The following is a 21789-nucleotide window of genomic DNA, read 5'->3' on the forward strand; positions in this document are numbered from 1 at the left end:
GCCTATAGTGGAGGTCACAGAACAAGGAAGTCCCAGGAACCCAATCTTCGTGAGGAGGACCATGACCCGGAAAGAACGCATGCAGCTGCCCGATCGGGTACGGACCAACGGAGCCACCCCCAATCCCTGGTGGGCCAACGCGGTGGTCTATCAGATCTATCCGCGGTCCTTCCAGGACACCAACGGTGATGGCTACGGCGACCTGCCGGGCATCACGCAGCGGCTGGACTACCTGGCCGACCTGGGCGTGGACGTGATCTGGCTCAGTCCGGTCTACAAGTCCCCCCAGGACGACAACGGCTATGACATCGCCGATTACCGGGACATCGATCCCATCTTCGGCACCATGGACGACATGGATGAGCTTCTGGACCAGGCCCACAAGCGGGGAATCAAGGTGGTCATGGACCTGGTGGTCAATCACACCTCGGACGAGCATGCCTGGTTCCAGGCCTCCCGCAACAAGGAGGACCCGCACGCCGACTGGTACTGGTGGCGGCCCGCCAAGGCGGGCCACGAACCCGGCACCCCTGGCGCAGAGCCCAACCAATGGGGGTCCTACTTTGGAGGCTCCGCCTGGCAGTATGATCCGCAGCGCGGCGAATATTACCTGCACCTGTTCTCCAGGAAGCAGCCCGACCTCAACTGGGAGAACCCCCAGGTCCGGCAGGCCGTCTTCGACATGATGAACTGGTGGATGGACCGGGGCATCGACGGATTCCGCATGGATGTGATCGTCATGATCTCCAAGACCGTCGACTCCGAGGGCCGCCTGCCCGGCGAGGACGGATCGGCCATTGCTGACGGTCCCGTGGGGCCTGAGGGGTACTCGTCCTCGGTGCCCTTCTGCGTGGACGGCCCCAGGCTGGATGAGTTCCTCCAAGAGATGCGCAGCCAGGTCTTCCAGGGTCGGCAGGGTTACCTGACCGTGGGGGAGGCTCCCAGTCTGGCGCCTGCCCGCAGCGGGCAGATCACCGACCCGGCCAACCACGAGCTGGACATGCTCTTCCTCTTCACCCAGACCGAGGTTGACACGGGGGACAGCAAGTGGGACATCCGCCCCTTCCAGGTTCCCCGGCTCAAGGCGGCCATGGACGAGCAGCAGCAGGCTGTGGCCAAGGCCGGATGGGCCAGCCTCTACTTCGACAACCACGACCAGCCCAGGATCGTCTCCCGCTGGGGCGACACCTCCAGTGAGGAGCTGCGCTCGCGTTCGGCCAAGGCCCTGGGGCTCCTCCTGCACATGCACCGGGGGACCCCCTACATCTATCAGGGCGAGGAGCTGGGCATGACCAATGCCGGCTTCACCAGCCTCGACCAGTACCAGGATCTGGAGTCCATCAACCTCTACCACCAGCGTGTCGACCAGGCGCACGAGCAGGATCCGGAGTCCATGATGGCCGCCCTGGCCTATATGAGCCGCGACAACGCCCGCACCCCCATGCAGTGGGACTCCACCAAGTTCGCCGGCTTCACGGCTCCATACGCCCCCAAGGAGCCCTGGCTGGCCGTCAATCCCAATAGGGACAAGGTCAACGCCAAGACCGAGCTGCGTGACCCGGACTCGGTCCTGGCCTTCTACCGGGAGCTGATCCGCCTGCGTCATACCAATCCGGTCGTGGCGGCCGGCGGCTTCACCCTTCTGGATCCGGATGCGGACCAGATTTACTCATTCACCCGTTCCCTGGACCAGGCACCGGAGCCCAAGTCGGGACCCGAGGCTGCCAGCGTTCTGGATGCCCTGCCCTGTCAGCGCCTTCTGGTTGTGGTCAATCTGAGCAGCCGCCCGGCCTCACTGCCGCCTGAAACCGCCGCACTTCTGGGCCTGGACCAAACCGGATTCACTTCCATGGCCTTCGGAGCGGTGGACCCCGATCGGATCCTCATATCCACCTACAGACCGGAGCAAACCGCCAGCTCCCTGCTGACCGGCCGCCTCTCCCCCTGGGAGGGCTTCGTCTACCGACTCTGAGGAAAACCCCGCCGTCGGCACGCTTTCCAGGCTAGAGTGGAAGTCAGCGATGCCCTGATGGGCCTGTGCGGACCGGTCGGGTCCGCGGGTCCCGGGGCGATGGGTTCGCGCTGTGGTCAATCCCGACGATTCCGGCGCGGACGGGAAAAGAAAGCGGGTTGCATGTCTCGTCTGATCATCGTCTCCAACCGTTTGCCCATGTCCTTGCAGGCACAGGAGGACGGCTCTTACACCTTGCGCCAGAACGTGGGGGGACTGGCCACGGCCATCGGCCCCTACCACCGTTCCCATAAGGACAGCCTCTGGATCGGCTGGAGCGGCATCGATCCGCAAAAGTACTCGGAAAAGGAGCTGGACCGCATCCGTCAGGCCTACCGGGAGAGCCGGTGCATTCCTATCTTCCTGAGCAAGGAGGAGCTGAATGGATACTATGCCGGGTTCTCCAACAACACCCTCTGGCCGCTCTTCCATGACTTCTCGCATGAGGCCGTCTTCCGCCAGGAGGACTGGGAGATGTACCGCAAGGTCAACATGCGCTTCGCACAGGTGGTGGAGCCGCTCATCCGCAAGGGCGACACCATCTGGGTCCAGGACTACCACCTGATGCTCCTGCCCAAGATGTTGCGCGAACGCTACCCCGATGCCTCCATCGGCTGGTTCCTGCACGTACCCTTCCCCAGCGCCGAGATCTTCCGCTCCCTGCCTTGGAGCCGCGAGATACTGGAGGGCGTCCTGGGCGCAAACCTGATCGGCTTCCATACCGTGGACTTCTCCGCCAGCTTCCTGGCCTCGCTGCACAGGCTGCTGCCCGAACTGCCGGTCAACCGGGACGGCGTGGTCGAAATGCCTGACGGCCACCGAGCAGCCATCGACGCCTTCCCCATCGGCATCGACTACAACCTCTACCGGCGTACCGCCCACTCCGGCCTGGCCCGGGCCATGCGTCGGGGAATCGACGAGGTCTGTGGCAAGTCCCCCCGTCATCGCTACCGCACCTCGGTGACTGCCGAGGGCGTGGCGGCCAACGAAGCCGCCACATCGGACGCCAACTGGTGGAGCCACTACATGGAGAAGGACATCCCCGAGTCCACGCTGGCCAAGCAGGCGGCTTCCTCGGTGGGCAGCCGCTCCAACAAGGTCATCGTTTCGGTGGACCGGCTGGACTACACCAAGGGTCTGCCCGAGCGGCTTCAGGCCTTCGGCCGCATGCTGGACAAGTACCCTGAGTGGGTGGGCCATGTCACCTACTACCTGCTGGCCACCCCCTCGCGCGAGGTCGTCGAGTCCTATCAGCGGCTCAAGGCCCAGGTGGACCAGTTGGTGGGGGAGATCAACGGCCGCTACTCCCTGTTGGCCTGGACCCCCATCCATTACATCACCCGCTCCCTGTCCATCAAGCCGGTCTGCGGCATCTACACGGCTGGAGACGTAGCCCTGGTCACCCCCCTGCGCGATGGGATGAACCTGGTGGCCAAGGAATACCTGGCCTGCCATGACGGACGCGACGGCACCCTGGTCCTGTCGGACATGTGCGGGGCTGCCGACGAGCTGACCGATGCCTTCATCGTCAATCCTTACGACATCGACATGGTCTGCGAGGCCCTGCACAACGCTCTGGAGATCACCCCCGATGAGTCCAAGCGTCGCAACATCCGCATGCAGGCCCGACTCAAGGTGCGCACTGCAGCCAACTGGTGCACCTCGTTCCTCGACTCCCTGCGGCAGGTATCCACTCCGGGCATGACAGACAGGAGGCTGCGTATGGATCACCACAACGCCATCGTTCGTCAGTGGGACGGCGCCCATCGTCGTCTGGTCCTGTGCGACTATGACGGGACGCTGACCCCGCTGGTTCGCCGTCCTGAGCGGGCCAAGCCCACCCAGGCCCTCCGCCGTTTACTGACCCAGGTGGGCAGCAATCCCGATGTGGACTTCCTGCTGGTCTCCGGCCGCAGCCATCAGATCATGCAGGACTGGTTCGGCGACCTGCCGGTGGGGCTGATTGCCGAGCACGGCGCTTGGAACCGCAACCTGCCCGGCAGCGACTCGGACGAGTGGCAGCGGGCGCAAGGCCTGCCCGACTCCGATACCTGGCAGAAGGTGATCCGGCCCATCATGGATGAGTCGGCCACCAGGGTCCCCAACTCCTTTGTGGAAAGCAAGTCCGATGCGGTGGCCTGGCACTACCGGATGAGCGATGCCCAGGTGGCCGACCATGAGCGTCAGGATCTGCTCCGTCGTCTGCGCGGCGTAGTAGTCGGCCTAGGACTGATGATCATGGAGAATTCCAAGGTCGTCGAGGTCACCCCCGTAGCCACCAGCAAGGGCCAGGCCATCCTGCCCTTCGTCAACAGCGATGACTACGACTTCATGATGGCTCTGGGCGACGATGAAACCGACGAGACCATGTTCGCCGTGATGCCTGACAAGGGCTGGACCATCAAGGTCGGGCCCGGCCAGACCAAGGCCCGGCTGCGGGTCAACGATCCGACCGCGGTCACTCTGCTGCTGGCCGACCTGGGTGCCGGTGTGGCCCGTGACTCCAATGAGCCCGTGGCATCCCACGACTTCCGCGACGACCATACCGTGGTCGACGAGGCACATGCCCAGCTCACTGACGACAAGTAAGGCAGGTCACCGCCAACCGCTACCGGTGGCAGCTAGTGAATGCCGGCAAGTTTACGAGTGGCTGGTGGCGATCACCAACCACCGGCGGCAGCCTGGAATGACTATGGTCGGTCTGGTGCGACCGTTGCCTTCTGTCGCCTGTTCTGTCTGTCGGTGGCGACTGGCGAGGGGTGCCGGTAACTATTGGCCACAGACGGACTTTTGCTCATCATGCCGACTTGTTTGTCCAGCTTGATCGCATTGGCGAACCAATCTGTCTGTTGGCACGCCGATCCGTCTGCTGCTGGTGACTCACCTGGTTATCGGCCTGGTTGTTTCAATCCTCTCTCATACTTGTCTGGTCCTCGGGTGCCCAAACGTCCGATTGCTCACATGTTTTGGTTTTCTGGCATGTTTGGGTGTCCACCATGTTGACGGCTGACCCCATTGGTCGGGCCCGGCCGACCATACTTGGAGCATGGATACTTCAACAATCACCGCCTGTCTTGAGGCTGATCATGCCGCCGACCTGCGCACCGCCGCCCAACGTCTGAAAGGTGTTGCCCGCCATACCCTTATTGAGGAATCCGATGACCTGGGTGCTCGGATAGGCCATCGCGTTCTGCTCAAGCCGGAGAATCTGCAGCTGACCGGATCCTTCAAGATTCGCGGAGCTTATAACAAGGTGGCCTCGCTGAATCAGGACGAGCTGGACCGCGGCATCGTCACCGCTTCCGCTGGCAATCATGCCCAGGGGGTGGCTTTTGCCGCACGCAGTCGTGGCGCGAAGGCCACCATCGTCATGCCCCGAATCACGCCGCCGCTCAAGGTCGATGCCACTCGGGCCTATGGTGCCGAGGTTGTCCTGCAGGGTGAGGTCTTCGATGAAAGCTCTGATTACGCCCTGGGGTTGGCACGTGATCGCGGCATGACCTTCGTCCCGCCTTTTGACGACTACGAGGTCGTCTGTGGTCAGGGGACCATCGCCATGGAAATTCTTCAGGATGTGCCCGATGTCACCGATATCGTGGTTCCCCTGGGTGGGGGCGGGCTGGGCGCCGGCGTGGCGCTCGCCGTAAAGACCTTCAAGCCTGAGGTCAGAGTCATCGGAGCCACCCCGGTCGGATCTCCGGCCTGGCGTGAATCTCTGACAGCTGGTCATGTGGTCGCAGCAGATCAGATGCGTACGGCTGCCGAGGGCGTAGCCGTCAGACGTCCCGGCGATCTGAACTATGCTCTGCTCAGCCGCTATATGGATGATCTGGTCCAGGTGACCGAAAGCGATATCTCCGAAATGATCCTATTCATGCTGGAGAAGCACAAACTGGTGGTCGAGGCGGCTGGCGCCGTCTCCCTGGCAGCACTGGGTCAGTTGGATCTACAATCCGATGTCTTCCGATCGGCCCCGGGTCCGCATGTGATCGTCCCCATCATCTCGGGTGGCAATATCGATACGGTCACCATGGGTGCAGTCATCCAGCGGGGGATGATCTCCCGCGGGCGCATCATGCAGTTCGGGGTGGAGTTGCCCGATGTCCCCGGCCAGCTGGTCAAGGTGGCCACGGTCCTGGCTGACCTGCGTGCCAATGTGATCGAGCTCAACCACGACCAGTTCAAATCCTCTGGCCACTATGACAACGGCGTGCTCTTGGAGGTAACTGTGGAGACCAACGGCCCCGATCACATCACCCAGATTCTGGACACCTTGCGCAGCCACGGCTTCCAGGTCCATCAGAACTACTGAGCACTATGTTCCGATTGGATCCGGTGCCTGTGCCTGGCATCCGATGTTCGGGGACAATGATGGACGATGATTATCGCCGGGAGAACAGTCAGAATGGTCGACGCCTTTGCTGGGCTTGGCTGATGGGCCCTGCTGGTTCTTAAAGGGCCAATCTATGGCGATTCTTGTGCTGCTTTGCGTCTCATCACAGTCGGAGTCCCTCTCTTGATGCTCTCATGAGGCCTGCCCTCTGCGCCGGCATCGGTCAGGGCCGCGACCCAGAGAGCGGCCGCATGCTTCAGCGACTGCTTGAATCTGGTGACGAGGTTTCGTGTTTTGGCGTAGTTCGAGCCCATTTGGTTCTGGAGCGAATTCCGTACCCCGGCCTGTGGAGGGGAGCATGATGACGCGGCTGGTCTTGTGCTTCTTCTGGCGCGCGACTTGGGTGCTAATCCGCACCATGAGCAGCCTGGCCTTCTTCCCGTACGGCCAGATGTGGGTGGTGCCCTTCCCCGGGGTCGTCACGGTCTGCGGGTGGAGGACGTAGGTATATCAGCCTATCTCGATAATCGACGAACAGATTTGCTTTATTTCTTCATTGTGCGTTGAGATGATGACGGCGGCACCTTGTTGGGCAAGTTCGCACAGTATACGTATTACGACGTTAGCGTTGTCTTGATCCAGCGCAGATGTCGGCTCGTCTGCAAGAATGACACTCGGCTGTTTGAGCAGGAGCCTTGCGAGGGCGATTCTCTGTTGTTCCCCGCCCGATAGGGTGTAAATCTTTTTCTTCTGTGAGCCATTCATCCCGACGATGTCAAGTACGCTGTCGATTCGTTCGTCCCGTTCCTTGCGATGCTCGCGCTTCTTCATTTTGAGGGGAATCTGCAGGTTACGCGATACGTTCCACTGTTCGACAAGACCATAGTTCTGGAATAGAAATCCTATGTTTTCGCGAAGACACACTCGCTGTCCCTTCCTGCTCTTATGTAAGTAACCGGAACGGAATGTCCCTTCGTTGTAAGTGACCGATCCTTCATCGAAGTCCTCCAACAAGCCGACGCAGTTGAGCAGGGTCGTCTTGCCTGCACCGGACGGCCCGCTCACTGCGATTATGGAACCAGGTCCAGCGTCGAAGGACAGTCTCGACCATAAGGTGTGTTCTGCAAATCTCTTGGTAAGTCCTTCGACTTTCAATGTCGGCTGCATGCCTGCGTCTGTCATATGCATCTCCCTCCGCACCGCGGATTCACGGGCGTTTGATGTCGTCGGCACGGAACCTTGATTCGTATGCCGATACGGTAATGGCCATGATGAGGCTGGATCCGGCGAAGAGCAATGTTCCAGCCACCAGATCCGCAACCTTGTTCATCGAGCCGATCATGCCGACTGCCATGAGGGTCAGCAGTACCCCGGTATTCTGCATGATAAGGAAGCCTCCATGTCTTCTGAAAAACCCGTATCCATGGATGAATTGGACGAAGGAGAGCCTGCGTCGTCTTGCGCAATACGCGGCCGAGCACACAAGGATGGCCATCATGGCAGCGGCCAGACCGAACGATATGGCTATAATGTCCCCGCGTTGCTCGTTCCTGGATAATGACAACGTATACGCCACCGAGTCTTTGGCGTTGTCAATACCCTGGAAGTATCCAGAGATTCCATAATGGTCCAGCTTGCTTTGCAAGAGTTCCGGATCAGAGAACAATACACTATCGCTTGATGTGTATGACAGGTATACCATGGGGCTGATCAACCCTGACGATGGGGATGTGACGGCTACCACTGGATCTTTCAAAGACAGCTTCTGCTGATCTTCCGCAGGCATGAACTGGGTCCCCGAGAAGAGAGATATGTCTTGGCCCGAACGTGTGCGGACCAGGACGCCGTGAGGGTTGCAGGAATATGGTTTCTGTTTCCGGGTAACACCCAGTTGGCACTGTGTCTTGAAATATTCGGCGTATTTCTTCAACAAGGCTCCGGGGTCCCCTTTATATGATGAAGGCACCAGGAGTGTGAAAGCCCCGATATCTCTTTCAGACACTCTAACCGGTTTCCCATCAAGTCCGGCAATGGGTTGTTTGTCAAGATAGTTCGGGCTCACTATCATCGAATCGGATCCGTCCGGTTCGTAAGGATCATTGTTCCCATCAGCGGGACGAACGGAGTCACCGTTATACCCGACCAACATCGCCTTCCCTCTACTGTCAAGATCCTCGATCACTTTCATCAGGGGAGGCGCTGCCCGGAGCATATCCTCCTGTGTGATGTTGATTTTGATTGAAAACCTCAGGACATATTGATCCGAGATGCGAGACCACTGTGCCAAGGACCGGCTGGTGCTCTGTACCGCGCTGATTCTATTCAGAGAACCGCTGATGGTGCCAAAGAGAACAGCCACCACCATGAACTGGGCAAAACCCGCGATGATGCCATCACGGAGTTCGTTACCCTCTCCGTTGAGAACGGCGGGTATTCGATCGCGGAATGTACTGGCACCACCTAAAGCCAACGCCAGGAAGACAAGATATGCTGTCAATACAGCCACGGCGATAAACAGCGCTCGAAGGAGTCGCCAAATCTGGTGGAAGTTATTGATAAACCAGAGGAAAGGTAATCCCACTAAGGTAATTGTCACCAATCCCACGGCGAGTGTGGCGAGCAGTGACACCAGCTCGCCGACGAGTATCCTTCCGCTGGTATAACCGTGCATCGCCTTGATCGCGTGTATCTTCCTGTTCCTGGACAGGGAATACGCGGTGGAAACCACCAATGTGATGGCGATGATAACGACTCCCGCCCAAAGGCCACCCTTCCCTAACGCGTATATCATCGCAGCTATCCAGAAGCCTCGTGACCAGAGGCTTTGTGATTCGTCAACCACTATCCGGGAACGTGACAAAGCCTTGGCGAGCTGTTCCATATGCGACCTATCCGCATTGGTCGCATAGCTTCCGCGCAAGTCCTGGGTGGTAATCTCTTCAAAAGAAACTACTTTCGTTGACTGGTCACGCGTTGAAAAGGAAGGATAATCGTACCCTCCATTTCGTTGAAAAGACTTTTGGTCACCCACAAAGGCCACGAGAACACGAGACTTCATTGAATCACGAAATGAAGGTTGGATTTTGAAGACATTAATCCCTAAATTTCTTGATGCTTGAGCAATCGCACGCACAGCATCCGCCTTCGTCGCGGTATCAACCCTCTCGACGGTGAAAGAGGTACCGGTACCAGCTGGAAGCTCCTGGTCGATAGTGATAAGCATCTCGAATGTCACCACCATGGTGAGAATCAAGGAAGCCCAAATCGTCAACCGTTGAATCCAGTGAATTCGCAAATCACCTCACCCACTCAAAACAAAGAGCAGACACATGCCGGCCGACAAGGCAGGAGCTGCCATTCATGAAGCAATAACTTTCCCAAACTTCCTCATAGTCTTCTCCTTTGAAAGCAAATATGAGGCGAAAACGTTCCACCGCTGACTATTCTACTCCATAAACACAGCTAACTCATTCCGGCCTCTCACACATTGAGACTGCTCTCATGTCACTGACACCGATGTGGAAATCCGAACTGGTACGATGACGCCACCACTCCTGGAACAATACCCCTGCCGGAATTCGAACAACACATAAAAGACCAGTTTGCTTGGTTACACTCACACCATGAGCATGGGATGTTTAGTGGATGCAGTGCGGAATCATGTAGAGGATTCCGCTGGTGATGACACTGGTGGGGATGCCGGCGGTCAGCCATTTGCGGATCTGATGTCAGTCGAGTCGGATGCTCATTCGTCCGATCTGCTCGCTGGCCTGTCGATTGAGTGAGGCCAGGGCCTCGTCGAGGTGCCGTGGACGTTGTGGGCGAGCGAGTCGAGCCTGCTTTTCTGCTTGCTCTGCAGGCTTAAGAGCTGCTCGTTCACGTGCCGCTGCTAGTCGTACATTTTCCTGAGCTGTGTTTCGTCCCTGCTGGCCGTTTGCTCCACGCTCTCCTCGAATGCCTTGTAGCCAGAGAGGATGACCTTCCTTGAGGCTTCGTTCTGCCTGTCGCCTGAGTCCTCTAATCGCTGCAAGCTGGTCAACAGCATCTGGTTGGCCTGTTCCATCGTGGAGGTTATCGTCTCCAACTACTCCCTGAGGTTCACCTGGCGGCTGGTGACGAGCTGTATCTGCGCGCCCTGGTAGTTCCTGAGCTCCTCGAGTACATGCCTCGTCTCGCGCCGTTGCGCGCTCAGGTCCTCCTCGTTGCTCTGGTTTGGGTTCTCGTCCATGTCTCCTCGTTTCGTCCGGCAGCGATTGTAGTTCCCCGGCCACGCTCTTAATCTGTTCGTGCAGCTTCTCGATGGGCGTCTCCCCAATGCCCGTGAGGCGAAGTTATCCACGGTCAAAATCAAAAATTCAAGTTTTCTTGTATAGGTATATAGGGGGACCTCTCGTTAGCCTCACTGCGAGTATGGTTAAGAGGGTTTTGCTGCATTCAAAGTCCCTCTCTTGATTTGGCCTGATTGTGGCTTGTCTGGGCGTGATTGCTGTCTGCGCTGGTTGATGCACTTGGGGTGTGTTGATGATGGCGGTTTCGTGATTGCTGGTGGGTCTGATGCTTGGGTGGTTACGTTTGGTGGGCTGTGATTGCATGGATGTGGTGGGCTGTTTTTGGGTCGTTTACGATACATAAGAAATAAACTAGGCTACGTATCGTAATCAGTGGCGGAACGCCAGAATTAATCCACTATTTTGCTTGTTACGACACATAGCCTGGTTCAGATATCCGAAACTCTATCCCCGCTTATTATGATTATTGGCAGCACTGTTTGCATAAATTCCAATAACGGCAGTTGCTCCAAGCATTATTACCAGCAACACCCAAAGTATGACCAAACAAGTGGGATCAAATGCGCTGACACCCTTAGTGAAAATACAACTAAACGCCAAGTCTATCGACATCAATGCCATAATTACGGCTTCCGATAGGAACAACCAAGAATACTTGGCGTGAATATACCCCCAGGTTTCATCAGATGACATTATGGCTTTAGTCCTGAATCCGACTTGCCCGTTTCTGCGTAAATTACCCAGCTTCGCCTTTCGGTACAGCCACACAAAGTAAATTGCCAAAACCATCATCAATACACAAAGTGCTGCTACCATTGAATTTCGCTTTTTTTTGAAAACTATTGCTAATGGATCCGATTTTTAATTGTTGGATATGACAAACGCTGTTGCAACACCGATAAGTAATAAAAAGATGGCAATCAAGGCAAACATAAGAGCTATGAAGCCAGTCATCGATATCAGTGCTGCGACAACAAGACCTGCGACTCCAACAAAAAGAAGATCAGAAACCCATATGATTTTTACTGTCCGAATCGACAGTTTCATAAGGCAATCTCCATTGCCGGGTTCTTGCAGAAGGGTCCTTTTTGATGGAACTGTTGTGATGGCTGACAGTACAAGAAGCACCGAAAAAGCAACAATAAATTGATTCACTGGATTTCTAAAAGCTGGTGATTGATGCTCCATTGAACTACTAAGTATCACCATTGCAGCGTACCCTGAAACGGCAGTGGCCACAGGAAGATAAACATCAATAGAGTCAATTGCTCGTCCAACACTTTGTTTAATCACGAGTACAGATCGAGCAATGAGAACAATGAGCACCACACACACAATGACTGCAGGGAAAATCGGAACGGTATATTTTTCCCCCCAAGAATCAGCCTTCCCAAGAGCATTCCAGTGCGTTGGCACTACATCAGGCAGTGCATAATAGTTACTACCAAGTACGATAGCCATCACCAAAGCAAGAATGAACGAAAACATTACGGACGGCGACAGCAACTTTTTCATATCATAACTTCCACGTTAATGACTGGGAATATGGATGTCCATAATTCAACAGCGTTAAACCACCGTCACCCTTTCGGGAACGCAAAATAAAGGTACAGACTCCGTCCACTAACTCTTCGTTTTCCTTAGTTACAGTACCCATAATCAACAACCCCCTAGTCGATATACGTTCATCAAATGCAATCGCAAAATGTGATGCGATTGACAAATATTGTAGTACTTGTCAAGCGATAATCGGTCGTTTTCCGCTGGCGAGAGGCGCCGGTTCTTTCTCCGATGAATTTGGACTCGTGATCATGTCTTTCAAGCGAGTTTGAGCTCGGCTATTACACGTTTAATCTACTTGGTGACTATCTGAGGGCTAGATTCTATATCGGAAGCGTCGGAGCTCTGTTGGGACAGTGCGCTTCAGGCTTATGGCTCTACTAAAAGTATGCTATCGGGCATGAAAAGACTCCGATGGGATGTATGGCTGGAAGTCAGCGGAGTGCCCCCTGATCATTATGGCGTGGCTAGGGTGTTTTGGAGCAAAGAATCGACTCTGTCGGTGCTGCGAATGGGTGGATGGATAGGACGGGGGTGAGTTGGAAGCAGAGGGGCAGGGGAGCACGGTTATTCCTGTTCGAATTTCATGGGCCCTATCGGTATCTTGTCCCAGTACTCGGCGGTGCTGATAAGGGCATGTCCAGGGCATCTTAGCTTTGCTCGGGCGGGAAGACTTTGGCTTCCGGAGTCGATTCGCTGTCCTTCTTCTGGGGCAGGGGTTTGCTACCTGATGCAGAGTATCCGCGTGATAGGGGTGCCGGGGTCCCAAAGCGACGCTGACAGGGGACCGGTACAGTCGGAGTCTGTCTGTAGTGAGACGGAAGACGGCGCAAGGATTGCAATAGTAGGCCCCGCAGGTTCTTGCAGAGCCCATCAGAAATCTGCAGATCGCAGATCTGTTCCAGCGATTGCGCGGAGCAGTCAGCGAATCATTCCTGTCCGGCAATAGTTTTGTCGACGAGTTTGGGCAACGCTTCTTCGATAGGTTCATGGATGAGTCGGGTTGCCAGAGAATCATACTGGGTTGAACCCATGTTCATGATGGTGATTGGCACACCTGCTTGGGCTGCCACTGGCACCAGTGAGGCCGCCGGATACACCTCCAAGGTGGAGCCGATCACCCAGAATTGATCAGCCTGGCTGGCTAGCCTCATGCTCTTTTCCATGGCTCCCTCGGGCAGGGCCTGACCGAAATAAACCACATCAGTCTTGATGATGCCATTGCAAGGCATGTTGCCTTGGTAGGGCATGTGCTTGTGGCAGTGTGGATCAGGTTCCTGATCGAGCTTGGCCATGATGTCGGCCGTCCGATATGCCTGACCGCACTTCATGCAATGGGAGCTGCCGATGGTCCCGTGAAGGTTGACGATGACATCCTCGGAGTTGCCGGCTTTCTCGTGGAGGGCATCGAAGTTCTGCGTAGCCAGCAGGTTCAGCATGCCTGCCTGCTCCAGCCTGGCCAGTGCCTTGTGCGCTACTCCGGGCTGGGCCTTCCAGACTGGTGACTCCTTCTGCCACCGCCATGAATACTCCCGCTGCTTCTTGTCGCTCATGAACAGGTCCAGGTCATAAACGTTCATCTGATCAGGATGCTTGGTCCAAACCCCGTCAGGCCCGCGGAAATCCGGTATGCCGGCGGAAGTCGAGATTCCCGCCCCGGTCAGTACTGCAATTGTTGTGCTCATACACCCGTCTTACCATCCGTCAACAGAATCCATGACTCGCAGACCAACATAGTGCGCGAACATACATCTATATCAACATTCATATTCGTAGGCTGTGGATGACTGGCGGTCGAGAACGGAAGGTGAACTCCGCATTGGATACAGCCGACTATGAGCAGAGTTCAAAAGGACTATGAAGGGACTAAGCCGACGCGCCAATAGCGCTGGAACCCGATCGTCACTTTGTGAATAAAATGTGTGCATGAAGCCGTGGCAGTGCGCTGAAGTCCAATCTTCGCGACGTCTAAAGTTAAAAGGGGACATGTAGCGACACGCCGTATGAGGGCTTGTTATATCTTGTTTTGAGGGTCTTTTCGGAGGGGCCGGGTTGCGTTTTGGCCGGCTCGTGGTAAGTTTATCTCTTGCTGCTCAACACGGCGGTTCTTCTTCCGGGAGGAAGATGAGCGCTTGTTGGTGTGGTGGTGGTTTGAGAACTCAAGAGCGTGTTTGTGCTACTTATAGCTTTTTGATTGCCAGTCCGATGCCTTCCTCTGTTGTGGGGTTTCGTGGGAGCGTGTAATTGGTGTCGGGGTTTTTCGTGGGTTGGTTTCCTCCTTATGGAAGCTGGCCCGTCAATTATTGATGTGGGCTGTTTCGGCCTTCTTCATGGTTTTTTGTGGAGGGTTTGATTCTGGCTCAGGATGAACGCTGGCGGCGTGCTTAACACATGCAAGTCGAACGGGATCCGGGCAGCTTGCTGCCTGGTGAGAGTGGCGAACGGGTGAGTAATGCGTGACCAACCTGCCCCATGCTTCGGAATAGCTCCTGGAAACGGGTGGTAATGCCGGATGCTCCGCACCGTCGCATGATGGTGTGGGAAAGGGTTTACCGGCATGGGATGGGGTCGCGTCCTATCAGCTTGTTGGCGGGGTGATGGCCTGCCAAGGCTTCGACGGGTAGCCGGCCTGAGAGGGCGACCGGCCACATTGGGACTGAGATACGGCCCAGACTCCTACGGGAGGCAGCAGTGGGGAATATTGCACAATGGGCGCAAGCCTGATGCAGCGACGCCGCGTGCGGGATGACGGCCTTCGGGTTGTAAACCGCTTTTGATTGGGAGCAAGCGAGAGTGAGTGTACCTTTCGAATAAGCACCGGCTAACTACGTGCCAGCAGCCGCGGTAATACGTAGGGTGCAAGCGTTATCCGGATTTATTGGGCGTAAAGAGCTCGTAGGCGGTTCGTCGCGTCTGGTGTGAAAGTCCATCGCTTAACGGTGGATCGGCGCCGGGTACGGGCGGACTGGAGTGCGGTAGGGGAGACTGGAATTCCCGGTGTAACGGTGGAATGTGTAGATATCGGGAAGAACACCGATGGCGAAGGCAGGTCTCTGGGCCGTCACTGACGCTGAGGAGCGAAAGCGTGGGGAGCGAACAGGATTAGATACCCTGGTAGTCCACGCCGTAAACGGTGGATGCTGGATGTGGGGCCCGTTCCACGGGTTCCGTGTCGGAGCTAACGCGTTAAGCATCCCGCCTGGGGAGTACGGCCGCAAGGCTAAAACTCAAAGAAATTGACGGGGGCCCGCACAAGCGGCGGAGCATGCGGATTAATTCGATGCAACGCGAAGAACCTTACCTGGGCTTGACATGTGCCGGACGGCCGCGGAGACGTGGCTTCCCTTCGGGGCCGGTTCACAGGTGGTGCATGGTCGTCGTCAGCTCGTGTCGTGAGATGTTGGGTCAAGTCCCGCAACGAGCGCAACCCTCGCCTCGTGTTGCCAGCACGTTATGGTGGGAACTCACGGGGGACCGCCGGGGTTAACCCGGAGGAAGGTGGGGATGACGTCAGATCATCATGCCCCTTACGTCCAGGGCTTCACGCATGCTACAATGGCCGGTACAGCGGGATGCGACATGGTGACATGGAGCGGATCCCTGAAAACCGGTCTCAGTTCGGATCGGAGCCTGCAACCCGGCTCCGTGAAGGCGGAGTCGCTAGTAATCGCGGATCAGCAACGCCGCGGTGAATGCGTTCCCGGGCCTTGTACACACCGCCCGTCAAGTCATGAAAGTGGGCAGCACCCGAAGCCGGTGGCCCAACCCGTGAGGGGGGGAGCCGTCTAAGGTGAGGTCCGCGATTGGGACTAAGTCGTAACAAGGTAGCCGTACCGGAAGGTGCGGCTGGATCACCTCCTTTCTACGGAGATTATGGAAATTCCCCTGCGTGGTCTGCGTGGGGGTCGTGCCTGCGGGTCGGCCGGATGGCTGGCTGGCGTGGGCGTGCTGGCGTGGAACGGTCTTGAGGCTGTGGCATGGATGCGCTGTTGGGTTCCCGGACCGCCACCCTTGTGGGTGGTGTTCCTGATGCCCGTCGGGTCCTGCGTGGGGTTTTGCCCTGTGGCGGGTCCTGATGGTGTGCTGGTGGTTTGAGAACTGGATAGTGGACGCGAGCGGATGGCTGGCTGTTGTGCTGGCTGTCTGCTGTATTGTTTCGTCCGGGCCCATGTGAGTGGGTTCGGGTCGATCGTTTTGTGATCGTTTAGTGTGATGATTTGTCGTCTGGCAGTTCGCAGTTGTTGTTGTCGTGGCATGGCCTGTGGTCGTGTTGTCGGCAAGGGCGCATGGTGGATGCCTTGGCAGACAGGACCGATGAAGGACGCGTGGGGCCGCGATAGGCCTCGGGGAGCCGCCGACAGGGCTTTGATCCGAGGGTGTCCGAATGGGGTAACCCGCCGGCTGTTATGGGCCGGCACCGCATTCGTGCGGGGGGTACGCAGGGAAGTGAAACATCTCAGTACCTGCAGGAAAGGATATTCCGTGAGTAGTGGCGAGCGAAAGCGGATGATGGCCAAACCGGTGCCGTGTGAGACCCGTCGGGGGTTGCGGCATGGGTGTTGTGGGACTTGGCGTCCGGGCTCCGACGGGCCCGGCGGCAGTGATAAAGCGGCGTGTGAGGCGAACGGGATTGAATTCCCGGCCGTAGAGGGTGATGGCCCCGTAGCCGAAGGCGCGCCGCCTGCCGGTTCTTGTTCCCAAGTAGCGCGGGACTCGTGGAATCCCGTGTGAATCGGCCCCGACCGTGGGGTAAGCCTGAATATTCCTGTCTGACCGATAGCGTACGAGTACCGTGAGGGAAAGGTGAAAAGCACCCCGGGAGGGGAGTGAAAGAGTTTCTGAAACCGTGTGCCTACAATCCGTCGGAGCCTTTCGGGGTGACGGCGTGCCTATCGAAAAATGAGTCTGCGAGTCAGTGGTGCGTGGCGAGGCTAACCCGTGTGGGGCAGCCGTAGCGAAAGCGAGTCCGATAAGGGCGTTTCCAGTCGCGTGTCCTGGACCCGAAGCGGGATGATCTAGCCCTGGGCAGGTTGAAGCGCGGGTAAGACCGCGTGGAGGACCGAACGGACCTGGGTTGAAAACCGGGCCGATGACCTGGGGCTAGGGGTGAAAGGCCAATCAAATTCCGTGATAGCTGGTTCTCTCCGAAATGCATTTCGGTGCAGCGTCGCGTGAGTGCCTCCATGGGGTAGAGCTACTGGATGCTTGAGGGCCCGTATCGGGTACCGACAGCAGCCAAACTCCGAATACGTGTGAGGTGTATCGCGGCAGTGAGTCGGCGGGGGATAAGCTCCGTCGTCGAGAGGGAGACAGCCCAGATCGTCGTCTAAGGTCCCTAAGCGCGTGCTAAGTGGGAAAGGATGTGGAGTCGCATAGACAGCCAGGAGGTTGGCTCAGAAGCAGCCATCCTTGAAAGAGTGCGTAACAGCTCACTGGTCTAGTGGTTCCGCGCCGATAATGTAGCGGGGCTCAAGCACGCCACCGAAGACGCGGCAGCGCAGTTTGCTGTGCTGGGTAGGAGAGCGTTCCGCGTGGGGTGAAGCGGCGGCGTGAGCCGGCCGTGGACCGCGTGGAAGTGAGAATGCAGACATGAGTAGCGAGAGGCGGGTGAGAATCCCGCCCGCTGGATGACCAAGGGTTCCGGGGCCACGTTCGTCGTCCCCGGGTGAGTCGGGTCCTAAGGCGAGGCCGACAGGCGTAGTCGAATGGATGAAGGAGTCGATATTCTCCTACCGGCGTCAAGCCGTCCAATCCAAGACGTGGAAGCGTGCCCTTACCTGTGTCGGGTGGTGGTCTTCGGACCGTCCGATGGCATGGGACCGGCGTGTGGATGCGTGGCGGGTAGCGCGGGAGTGACACGGAACGGGAGCCGGGCCGCGGTGGTGGTTATCCGTGGTCAAGCATGCGGCGCGTCGGGCAGGCAAATCCGCCCGGCATGAGCGCGAGGTGTGATGATGGGGGGTCTTGTGCCCCGAATCCGGTGTGCCGTTCCGTCGAGAAAAGCTTCGGCGTGAGGAGTGGCGCCGCCCGTACCCTAAACCGACACTGGTGGTCAGGTAGAGTATACCAAAGCGATCGAGCGAATCCTGGTCAAGGAACTCGGCAAATCACTCCCGTGCCTTCGGTATAAGGGAGGCCCCTGCCGGTGAGGCGCTTCACGCGCGGAGCCGGCGGGGGCGGCACAGACCAGGGGGTAGCGACTGTTTACCAAAAACACAGGTGCATGCGAAGACGTAAGTCGCTGTATATGCACTGACGCCTGCCCGGTGCCGGAAGGTTAAGAGGATCCGTCATCCCTCTTCGGAGGGGGCAGCGGTGAATTCAAGCCCCGGTAAACGGCGGTGGTAACTATAACCATCCTAAGGTAGCGAAATTCCTTGTCGGGTAAGTTCCGACCTGCACGAATGGCGTAACGACTTCCCCACTGTCTCGACCAGGAGCTCGGCGAAATTGCAGTACGAGTAAAGATGCTCGTTAAGCGCAGAAGGACGAAAAGACCCCGGGACCTTTACTATACCTTGGTATTGGCGTTAGGTGCGGACTGTGTAGCATAGGCGGGAGGCTTCGAAGCGGGTGCGCCAGCATCCGTGGAGCCGTAATGTGAAATACCGCTCTGTCCTCATCTGGCCTCTAACCTCGGCCGGTCATCCCGGCCAGGGACAGTGCCTGGCGGGTAGTTTAACTGGGGCGGTTGCCTCCCAAAGAGTAACGGAGGCGCCCAAGGGTTCCCTCAGCCCGGTTGGCAATCGGGTGTTGAGTGCAATCGCACAAGGGAGCTTGACTGCGAGACCGACGGGTCGAGCAGGGACGAAAGTCGGAGATAGTGATCCGGTGCCGGCGTACGGACGCGGCATCGCTCAACGGATAAAAGGTACCCCGGGGATAACAGGCTGATCATCCCCAAGAGTCCATATCGACGGGATGGTTTGGCACCTCGATGTCGGCTCGTCGCATCCTGGGGCTGGAGCAGGTCCCAAGGGTTCGGCCGTTCGCCGATTAAAGCGGCACGCGAGCTGGGTTCAGAACGTCGTGAGACAGTTTGGTCTCTATCCTCTGCGCTCGTTGGAATCTTGAGGAGCCCTGCCCATAGTACGAGAGGACCTGGGTGGACGAACCTCTGGTATGCCGGTTGTCGCGCCAGCGGCACGGCCGGTTGGCTACGTTCGGATGGGATAACCGCTGAAAGCATCTAAGCGGGAAGCCCCCTCCAAGATAAGGATTCCATGAAGCCTCAGGGCTTCTGAAGACCCCATGCAGAACACATGGTCGATAGACCGGACGTGGACACCCCGCAAGGGGCGGAGCCGACCGGCACTAATGGTCGAAGACAACACAACACCCACCCCCTGGAGGGGTGGCGGCATCAACCCTTACTGCGGATACGACCTGCGGCAATATGCACGGACGGCCACAGGCGATCGAAGCACACGGAACACGCGTCCACCATCCGGTCCCCAAACCGCCAGGAAACCCCGACCCCCCACGGGATCGGAAGAATTGAAGATTCGCGGCGGTCATGGCCTGGGGGAGACGCCCGGTCCCATTCCGAACCCGGAAGCTAAGACCCAGCACGGCAATGGTACTGCACCCGGAAGAGTGTGGGAGAGTAGCACACCGCCGCCACAACACATAAATATTGGAGGTATCTTCAGGAAAATGTTCCTGAAGATACCTCCTTTCTTATACCAGACTCAGACCCAGTCTTGAGGATTCCAGCTTCAATGCACAAAGATACATGCCAAGCAATGGAATACGGTTAATCGGAATATAGAAGGTTGCCTTTTACTTGGGCAGTCTGTGATTTGATCTTCGAGAGCATTGTTGCCGAAACTGTCTCATACTTACCGCCTGTTGTTTGTGGCCCAGGACACCTAAAATAAAAATAGCCGAATCAGGCGCGTAAACACATATGTGAAAGAAAGCGGATGAGTATGGGTAAAAGAATCATTCTTGTAGGAGCTACCGGCAGAGTGGGTGCACTGACTCTCGAGGATCTGGTCAAAGCCGACCATGAGGTGGTGGCCTGCGCACGAGGAGTCTCGAAGATTCCCGCCAGCCAGCAGGTGGAGACTATGACCCTGGACCTGCATGACCCGCTCTCCCAGATAACCGACGCATTCCTTAAGATGCATGCGGACGCTGTTGTTTTCACTGCGGGCTCGCGAGGTAAAGACATCAACCAGATTGACGCTTTGGGAGCCATGAAGACCATAGAGGCCGCTAAAGCAGTCGGCATCACCAGATACGTCATGCTGGGGGCCATGTATGCAGCCGACTGGCTGCGCTGGGAACAGCCTCAGGTCAAGCCTGCCATTGACTCCCTCGCCGATTACTACGTGACCAAGAACATGGCCGATCAGTATCTGATCAATTCCGGACTGGACTACACCATTATTGAGCCAGGCAGCCTGACCGAGCAGGACGGCACAGGAGCCATCCAGGTAGAGCCAGACGGGCCCGGACCCATACCAATCCCCGATGTGGCACAATGCCTGGCCGGTTGCGTCGACCTGCCACAGACCAAAGGTAGGATCTACAACATCATCGGAGGCAGCACGCCTATCAGGGAGGCCTTGACCGCAAAGCGGTGACCCGAAACCCACCCAATTCCTCAACAGCAGCTTTTGATACCAACCATGGCGTGTCTGCATAGCAACGGTAATGGTACCTTGGGTGCAATGCTTGTTGCCGTTGATTGTGCGCTGGCATGCTGGGTTTCTGTGATTTTCATAGAGACGGGGATGGCTTGGAGACAGGGCGGATCTTAGGGAGGTCATCGATGAACATTACCAATTTTCGGGATCTGGGAGGTATAGGGACCATTCATGGCCGTCTGGTACGTCCTCATAAGTTCATCCGCTCCGGGCAATTAGTGGGTCTGGACGAAGAAACTAAGAGGGAACTGGTCGACCGCTACCAGGTGACTCAGGTCGTGGACTTCCGTCGGCCTTTCGAGATACAGGAGAGTCCAGACGATCGGCTTGAAGGTGTGACCTTTACCAACATTGATCTGCTGGAGCAAAGCGGCACCAACAGCGCCAGCCTGGACGATTTTGCCTCGCTGGGTTTGGCGAATCAGGTCAACGGGCACATGCTGAATGTCTACCATGACCTGGTTATGAGTCCTGCAGCCCAGCAGGGGTATGGGAGGTTCTTACGCATCGTCGTGGACAACACCCAGGGGGCCACTCTCTTCCACTGCTTTGCCGGCAAAGACCGGACTGGGTTCGCCGCGGCGCTGGTGCTCTGGCTGCTGGAGGTGGACGACGCCCAGATATTCGCGGACTATCTGAAGACCAACCAAGAGAGGGTTGCGGCCAACAATCAACTGCTGGACCAATTCCGTGCCAGAGGCTTCGACCAGGATTCACTGGACGCCCTGCAGATTGCGCTCTGCGTCAAGAAGGAATACCTGGCGCATGCCCAAGAAACCATGGTCGAGGCCTACGGGGATGTCTTCGCCTATGCGCGTCAGGCTTTGGGGTTCGGGCCGGACCAGGTGGAGACCCTGCGCAGCAACCTGCTGGAGTAACCGTACAAGGCTGGAGGTAGCTGGTACGGGTAGACTCGAGCCTAGACGTCAATCAAGAGGAGGA

General features: G+C 57.3%; 14 protein-coding genes and 3 rRNA genes. 10 read left to right on the forward strand and 7 right to left on the reverse strand.

The window, feature by feature from the left end; all coding sequences use genetic code 11:
• Positions 1-61 precede the first annotated feature (61 nt).
• The 4 genes from DKK74_RS00580 (at position 62) to DKK74_RS08705 (ending at position 6849) form a co-directional block, all read left to right on the forward strand.
• Positions 62-1972, forward strand: coding sequence for a glycoside hydrolase family 13 protein (locus tag DKK74_RS00580; protein WP_110412315.1), 1911 nt, complete (start codon positions 62-64; stop codon positions 1970-1972).
• Between the two features lie 162 nt (positions 1973-2134).
• A complete protein-coding gene (locus DKK74_RS00585; RefSeq protein ID WP_181414839.1) occupies positions 2135-4600 on the forward strand; it encodes a bifunctional alpha,alpha-trehalose-phosphate synthase (UDP-forming)/trehalose-phosphatase in 2466 nt (821 codons plus the stop codon).
• A 457-nt stretch (positions 4601-5057) separates the two neighbouring features.
• On the forward strand, positions 5058-6323 hold the full coding sequence (gene ilvA / locus DKK74_RS00590) for a threonine ammonia-lyase (protein ID WP_110412317.1): 1266 nt from the start codon (positions 5058-5060) through the stop codon (positions 6321-6323).
• 379 nt (positions 6324-6702) lie between these two features.
• Positions 6703-6849, forward strand: a complete 147-nt coding sequence (locus DKK74_RS08705; protein ID WP_181414840.1) for a hypothetical protein — start codon at positions 6703-6705, stop codon at positions 6847-6849.
• 5 nt (positions 6850-6854) lie between these two features.
• Here the strand turns inward: DKK74_RS08705 and DKK74_RS00595 are convergent, their stop codons facing one another.
• From DKK74_RS00595 to DKK74_RS00620, 7 genes are all read right to left on the reverse strand, one after another.
• Positions 6855-7526 carry an ATP-binding cassette domain-containing protein gene (locus tag DKK74_RS00595; RefSeq protein WP_052733229.1) on the reverse strand — a complete coding sequence of 224 codons (672 nt, stop codon included), beginning with the start codon at positions 7524-7526 and terminating at the stop codon, positions 6855-6857.
• Positions 7527-7551: 25 nt separating this feature from the next.
• Complete coding sequence (locus DKK74_RS00600; protein WP_146210518.1) at positions 7552-9585, reverse strand: bacteriocin-associated integral membrane family protein; 2034 nt, start codon at positions 9583-9585, stop codon at positions 7552-7554.
• A 648-nt stretch (positions 9586-10233) separates the two neighbouring features.
• The gene (locus DKK74_RS00605; protein ID WP_110412319.1) at positions 10234-10428 is read right to left on the reverse strand and encodes a hypothetical protein; all 195 of its coding nucleotides are present in this window, start codon (positions 10426-10428) and stop codon (positions 10234-10236) included.
• Positions 10429-10572, reverse strand: a complete 144-nt coding sequence (locus tag DKK74_RS08710) for a hypothetical protein (RefSeq protein WP_181414841.1) — start codon at positions 10570-10572, stop codon at positions 10429-10431.
• Between the two features lie 505 nt (positions 10573-11077).
• Positions 11078-11449: an SdpI family protein gene (locus tag DKK74_RS00610; protein WP_110412320.1), complete on the reverse strand. Its 372-nt coding sequence runs from the start codon at positions 11447-11449 to the stop codon at positions 11078-11080.
• A gap of 45 nt (positions 11450-11494) precedes the next feature.
• Positions 11495-12148, reverse strand: a complete 654-nt coding sequence (locus DKK74_RS00615) for a DUF1648 domain-containing protein (RefSeq protein ID WP_110412321.1) — start codon at positions 12146-12148, stop codon at positions 11495-11497.
• Between the two features lie 974 nt (positions 12149-13122).
• Positions 13123-13878: a Sir2 family NAD-dependent protein deacetylase gene (locus DKK74_RS00620; protein ID WP_110412322.1), complete on the reverse strand. Its 756-nt coding sequence runs from the start codon at positions 13876-13878 to the stop codon at positions 13123-13125.
• A 652-nt stretch (positions 13879-14530) separates the two neighbouring features.
• Between DKK74_RS00620 and DKK74_RS00625 the strand changes: the two genes are divergently transcribed.
• The 6 genes from DKK74_RS00625 to DKK74_RS00645 all read left to right on the forward strand — a co-directional run bounded on the left by DKK74_RS00625 (position 14531) and on the right by DKK74_RS00645 (position 21725).
• Positions 14531-16055 (forward strand): 16S ribosomal RNA (locus DKK74_RS00625).
• A gap of 11 nt (positions 16056-16066) precedes the next feature.
• Positions 16067-16288 carry a hypothetical protein gene (locus DKK74_RS08665; RefSeq protein WP_146210516.1) on the forward strand — a complete coding sequence of 74 codons (222 nt, stop codon included), beginning with the start codon at positions 16067-16069 and terminating at the stop codon, positions 16286-16288.
• A 171-nt stretch (positions 16289-16459) separates the two neighbouring features.
• Positions 16460-19530, forward strand: a 23S ribosomal RNA gene (locus DKK74_RS00630).
• A gap of 169 nt (positions 19531-19699) precedes the next feature.
• Positions 19700-19816, forward strand: a 5S ribosomal RNA gene (gene rrf, locus DKK74_RS00635).
• The 16S, 23S and 5S rRNA genes sit together here, the layout of an rRNA operon.
• A 302-nt stretch (positions 19817-20118) precedes the next feature.
• The gene (locus tag DKK74_RS00640) at positions 20119-20784 is read left to right on the forward strand and encodes an NAD(P)H-binding protein (RefSeq protein ID WP_110412323.1); all 666 of its coding nucleotides are present in this window, start codon (positions 20119-20121) and stop codon (positions 20782-20784) included.
• A gap of 188 nt (positions 20785-20972) precedes the next feature.
• Positions 20973-21725 (forward strand): tyrosine-protein phosphatase, encoded by a 753-nt coding sequence (locus tag DKK74_RS00645; RefSeq protein WP_181414842.1) that lies wholly within the window; start codon positions 20973-20975, stop codon positions 21723-21725.
• Positions 21726-21789: the final 64 nt, after the last annotated feature.

The sequence above is a fragment of the Bifidobacterium asteroides genome (assembly GCF_003202755.1).
Taxonomy (GTDB): Bacteria; Actinomycetota; Actinomycetes; order Actinomycetales; family Bifidobacteriaceae; genus Bombiscardovia; species Bombiscardovia asteroides_F.

Excerpts from the sequence above, each read along its gene's own strand:
- DKK74_RS00640 (WP_110412323.1), top strand. The coding sequence starts at position 20,119 with ATGAGTATGGGTAAAAGAATCATTCTTGTAGGAGCTACCGGCAGAGTG.
- DKK74_RS08710 (WP_181414841.1), bottom strand. The coding sequence starts at position 10,572 with ATGGACGAGAACCCAAACCAGAGCAACGAGGAGGACCTGAGCGCGCAA.
- DKK74_RS00595 (WP_052733229.1), bottom strand. The coding sequence starts at position 7,526 with ATGACAGACGCAGGCATGCAGCCGACATTGAAAGTCGAAGGACTTACC.
- DKK74_RS00585 (WP_181414839.1), top strand. The coding sequence starts at position 2,135 with ATGTCTCGTCTGATCATCGTCTCCAACCGTTTGCCCATGTCCTTGCAG.
- DKK74_RS00600 (WP_146210518.1), bottom strand. The coding sequence starts at position 9,585 with ATGGTGGTGACATTCGAGATGCTTATCACTATCGACCAGGAGCTTCCA.
- ilvA (WP_110412317.1), top strand. The coding sequence starts at position 5,058 with ATGGATACTTCAACAATCACCGCCTGTCTTGAGGCTGATCATGCCGCC.
- DKK74_RS08705 (WP_181414840.1), top strand. The coding sequence starts at position 6,703 with ATGATGACGCGGCTGGTCTTGTGCTTCTTCTGGCGCGCGACTTGGGTG.
- DKK74_RS00615 (WP_110412321.1), bottom strand. The coding sequence starts at position 12,148 with ATGAAAAAGTTGCTGTCGCCGTCCGTAATGTTTTCGTTCATTCTTGCT.
- DKK74_RS00580 (WP_110412315.1), top strand. The coding sequence starts at position 62 with ATGACCCGGAAAGAACGCATGCAGCTGCCCGATCGGGTACGGACCAAC.
- DKK74_RS00620 (WP_110412322.1), bottom strand. The coding sequence starts at position 13,878 with ATGAGCACAACAATTGCAGTACTGACCGGGGCGGGAATCTCGACTTCC.
- DKK74_RS00645 (WP_181414842.1), top strand. The coding sequence starts at position 20,973 with ATGAACATTACCAATTTTCGGGATCTGGGAGGTATAGGGACCATTCAT.
- DKK74_RS00610 (WP_110412320.1), bottom strand. The coding sequence starts at position 11,449 with ATGGTAGCAGCACTTTGTGTATTGATGATGGTTTTGGCAATTTACTTT.
- DKK74_RS08665 (WP_146210516.1), top strand. The coding sequence starts at position 16,067 with ATGGAAATTCCCCTGCGTGGTCTGCGTGGGGGTCGTGCCTGCGGGTCG.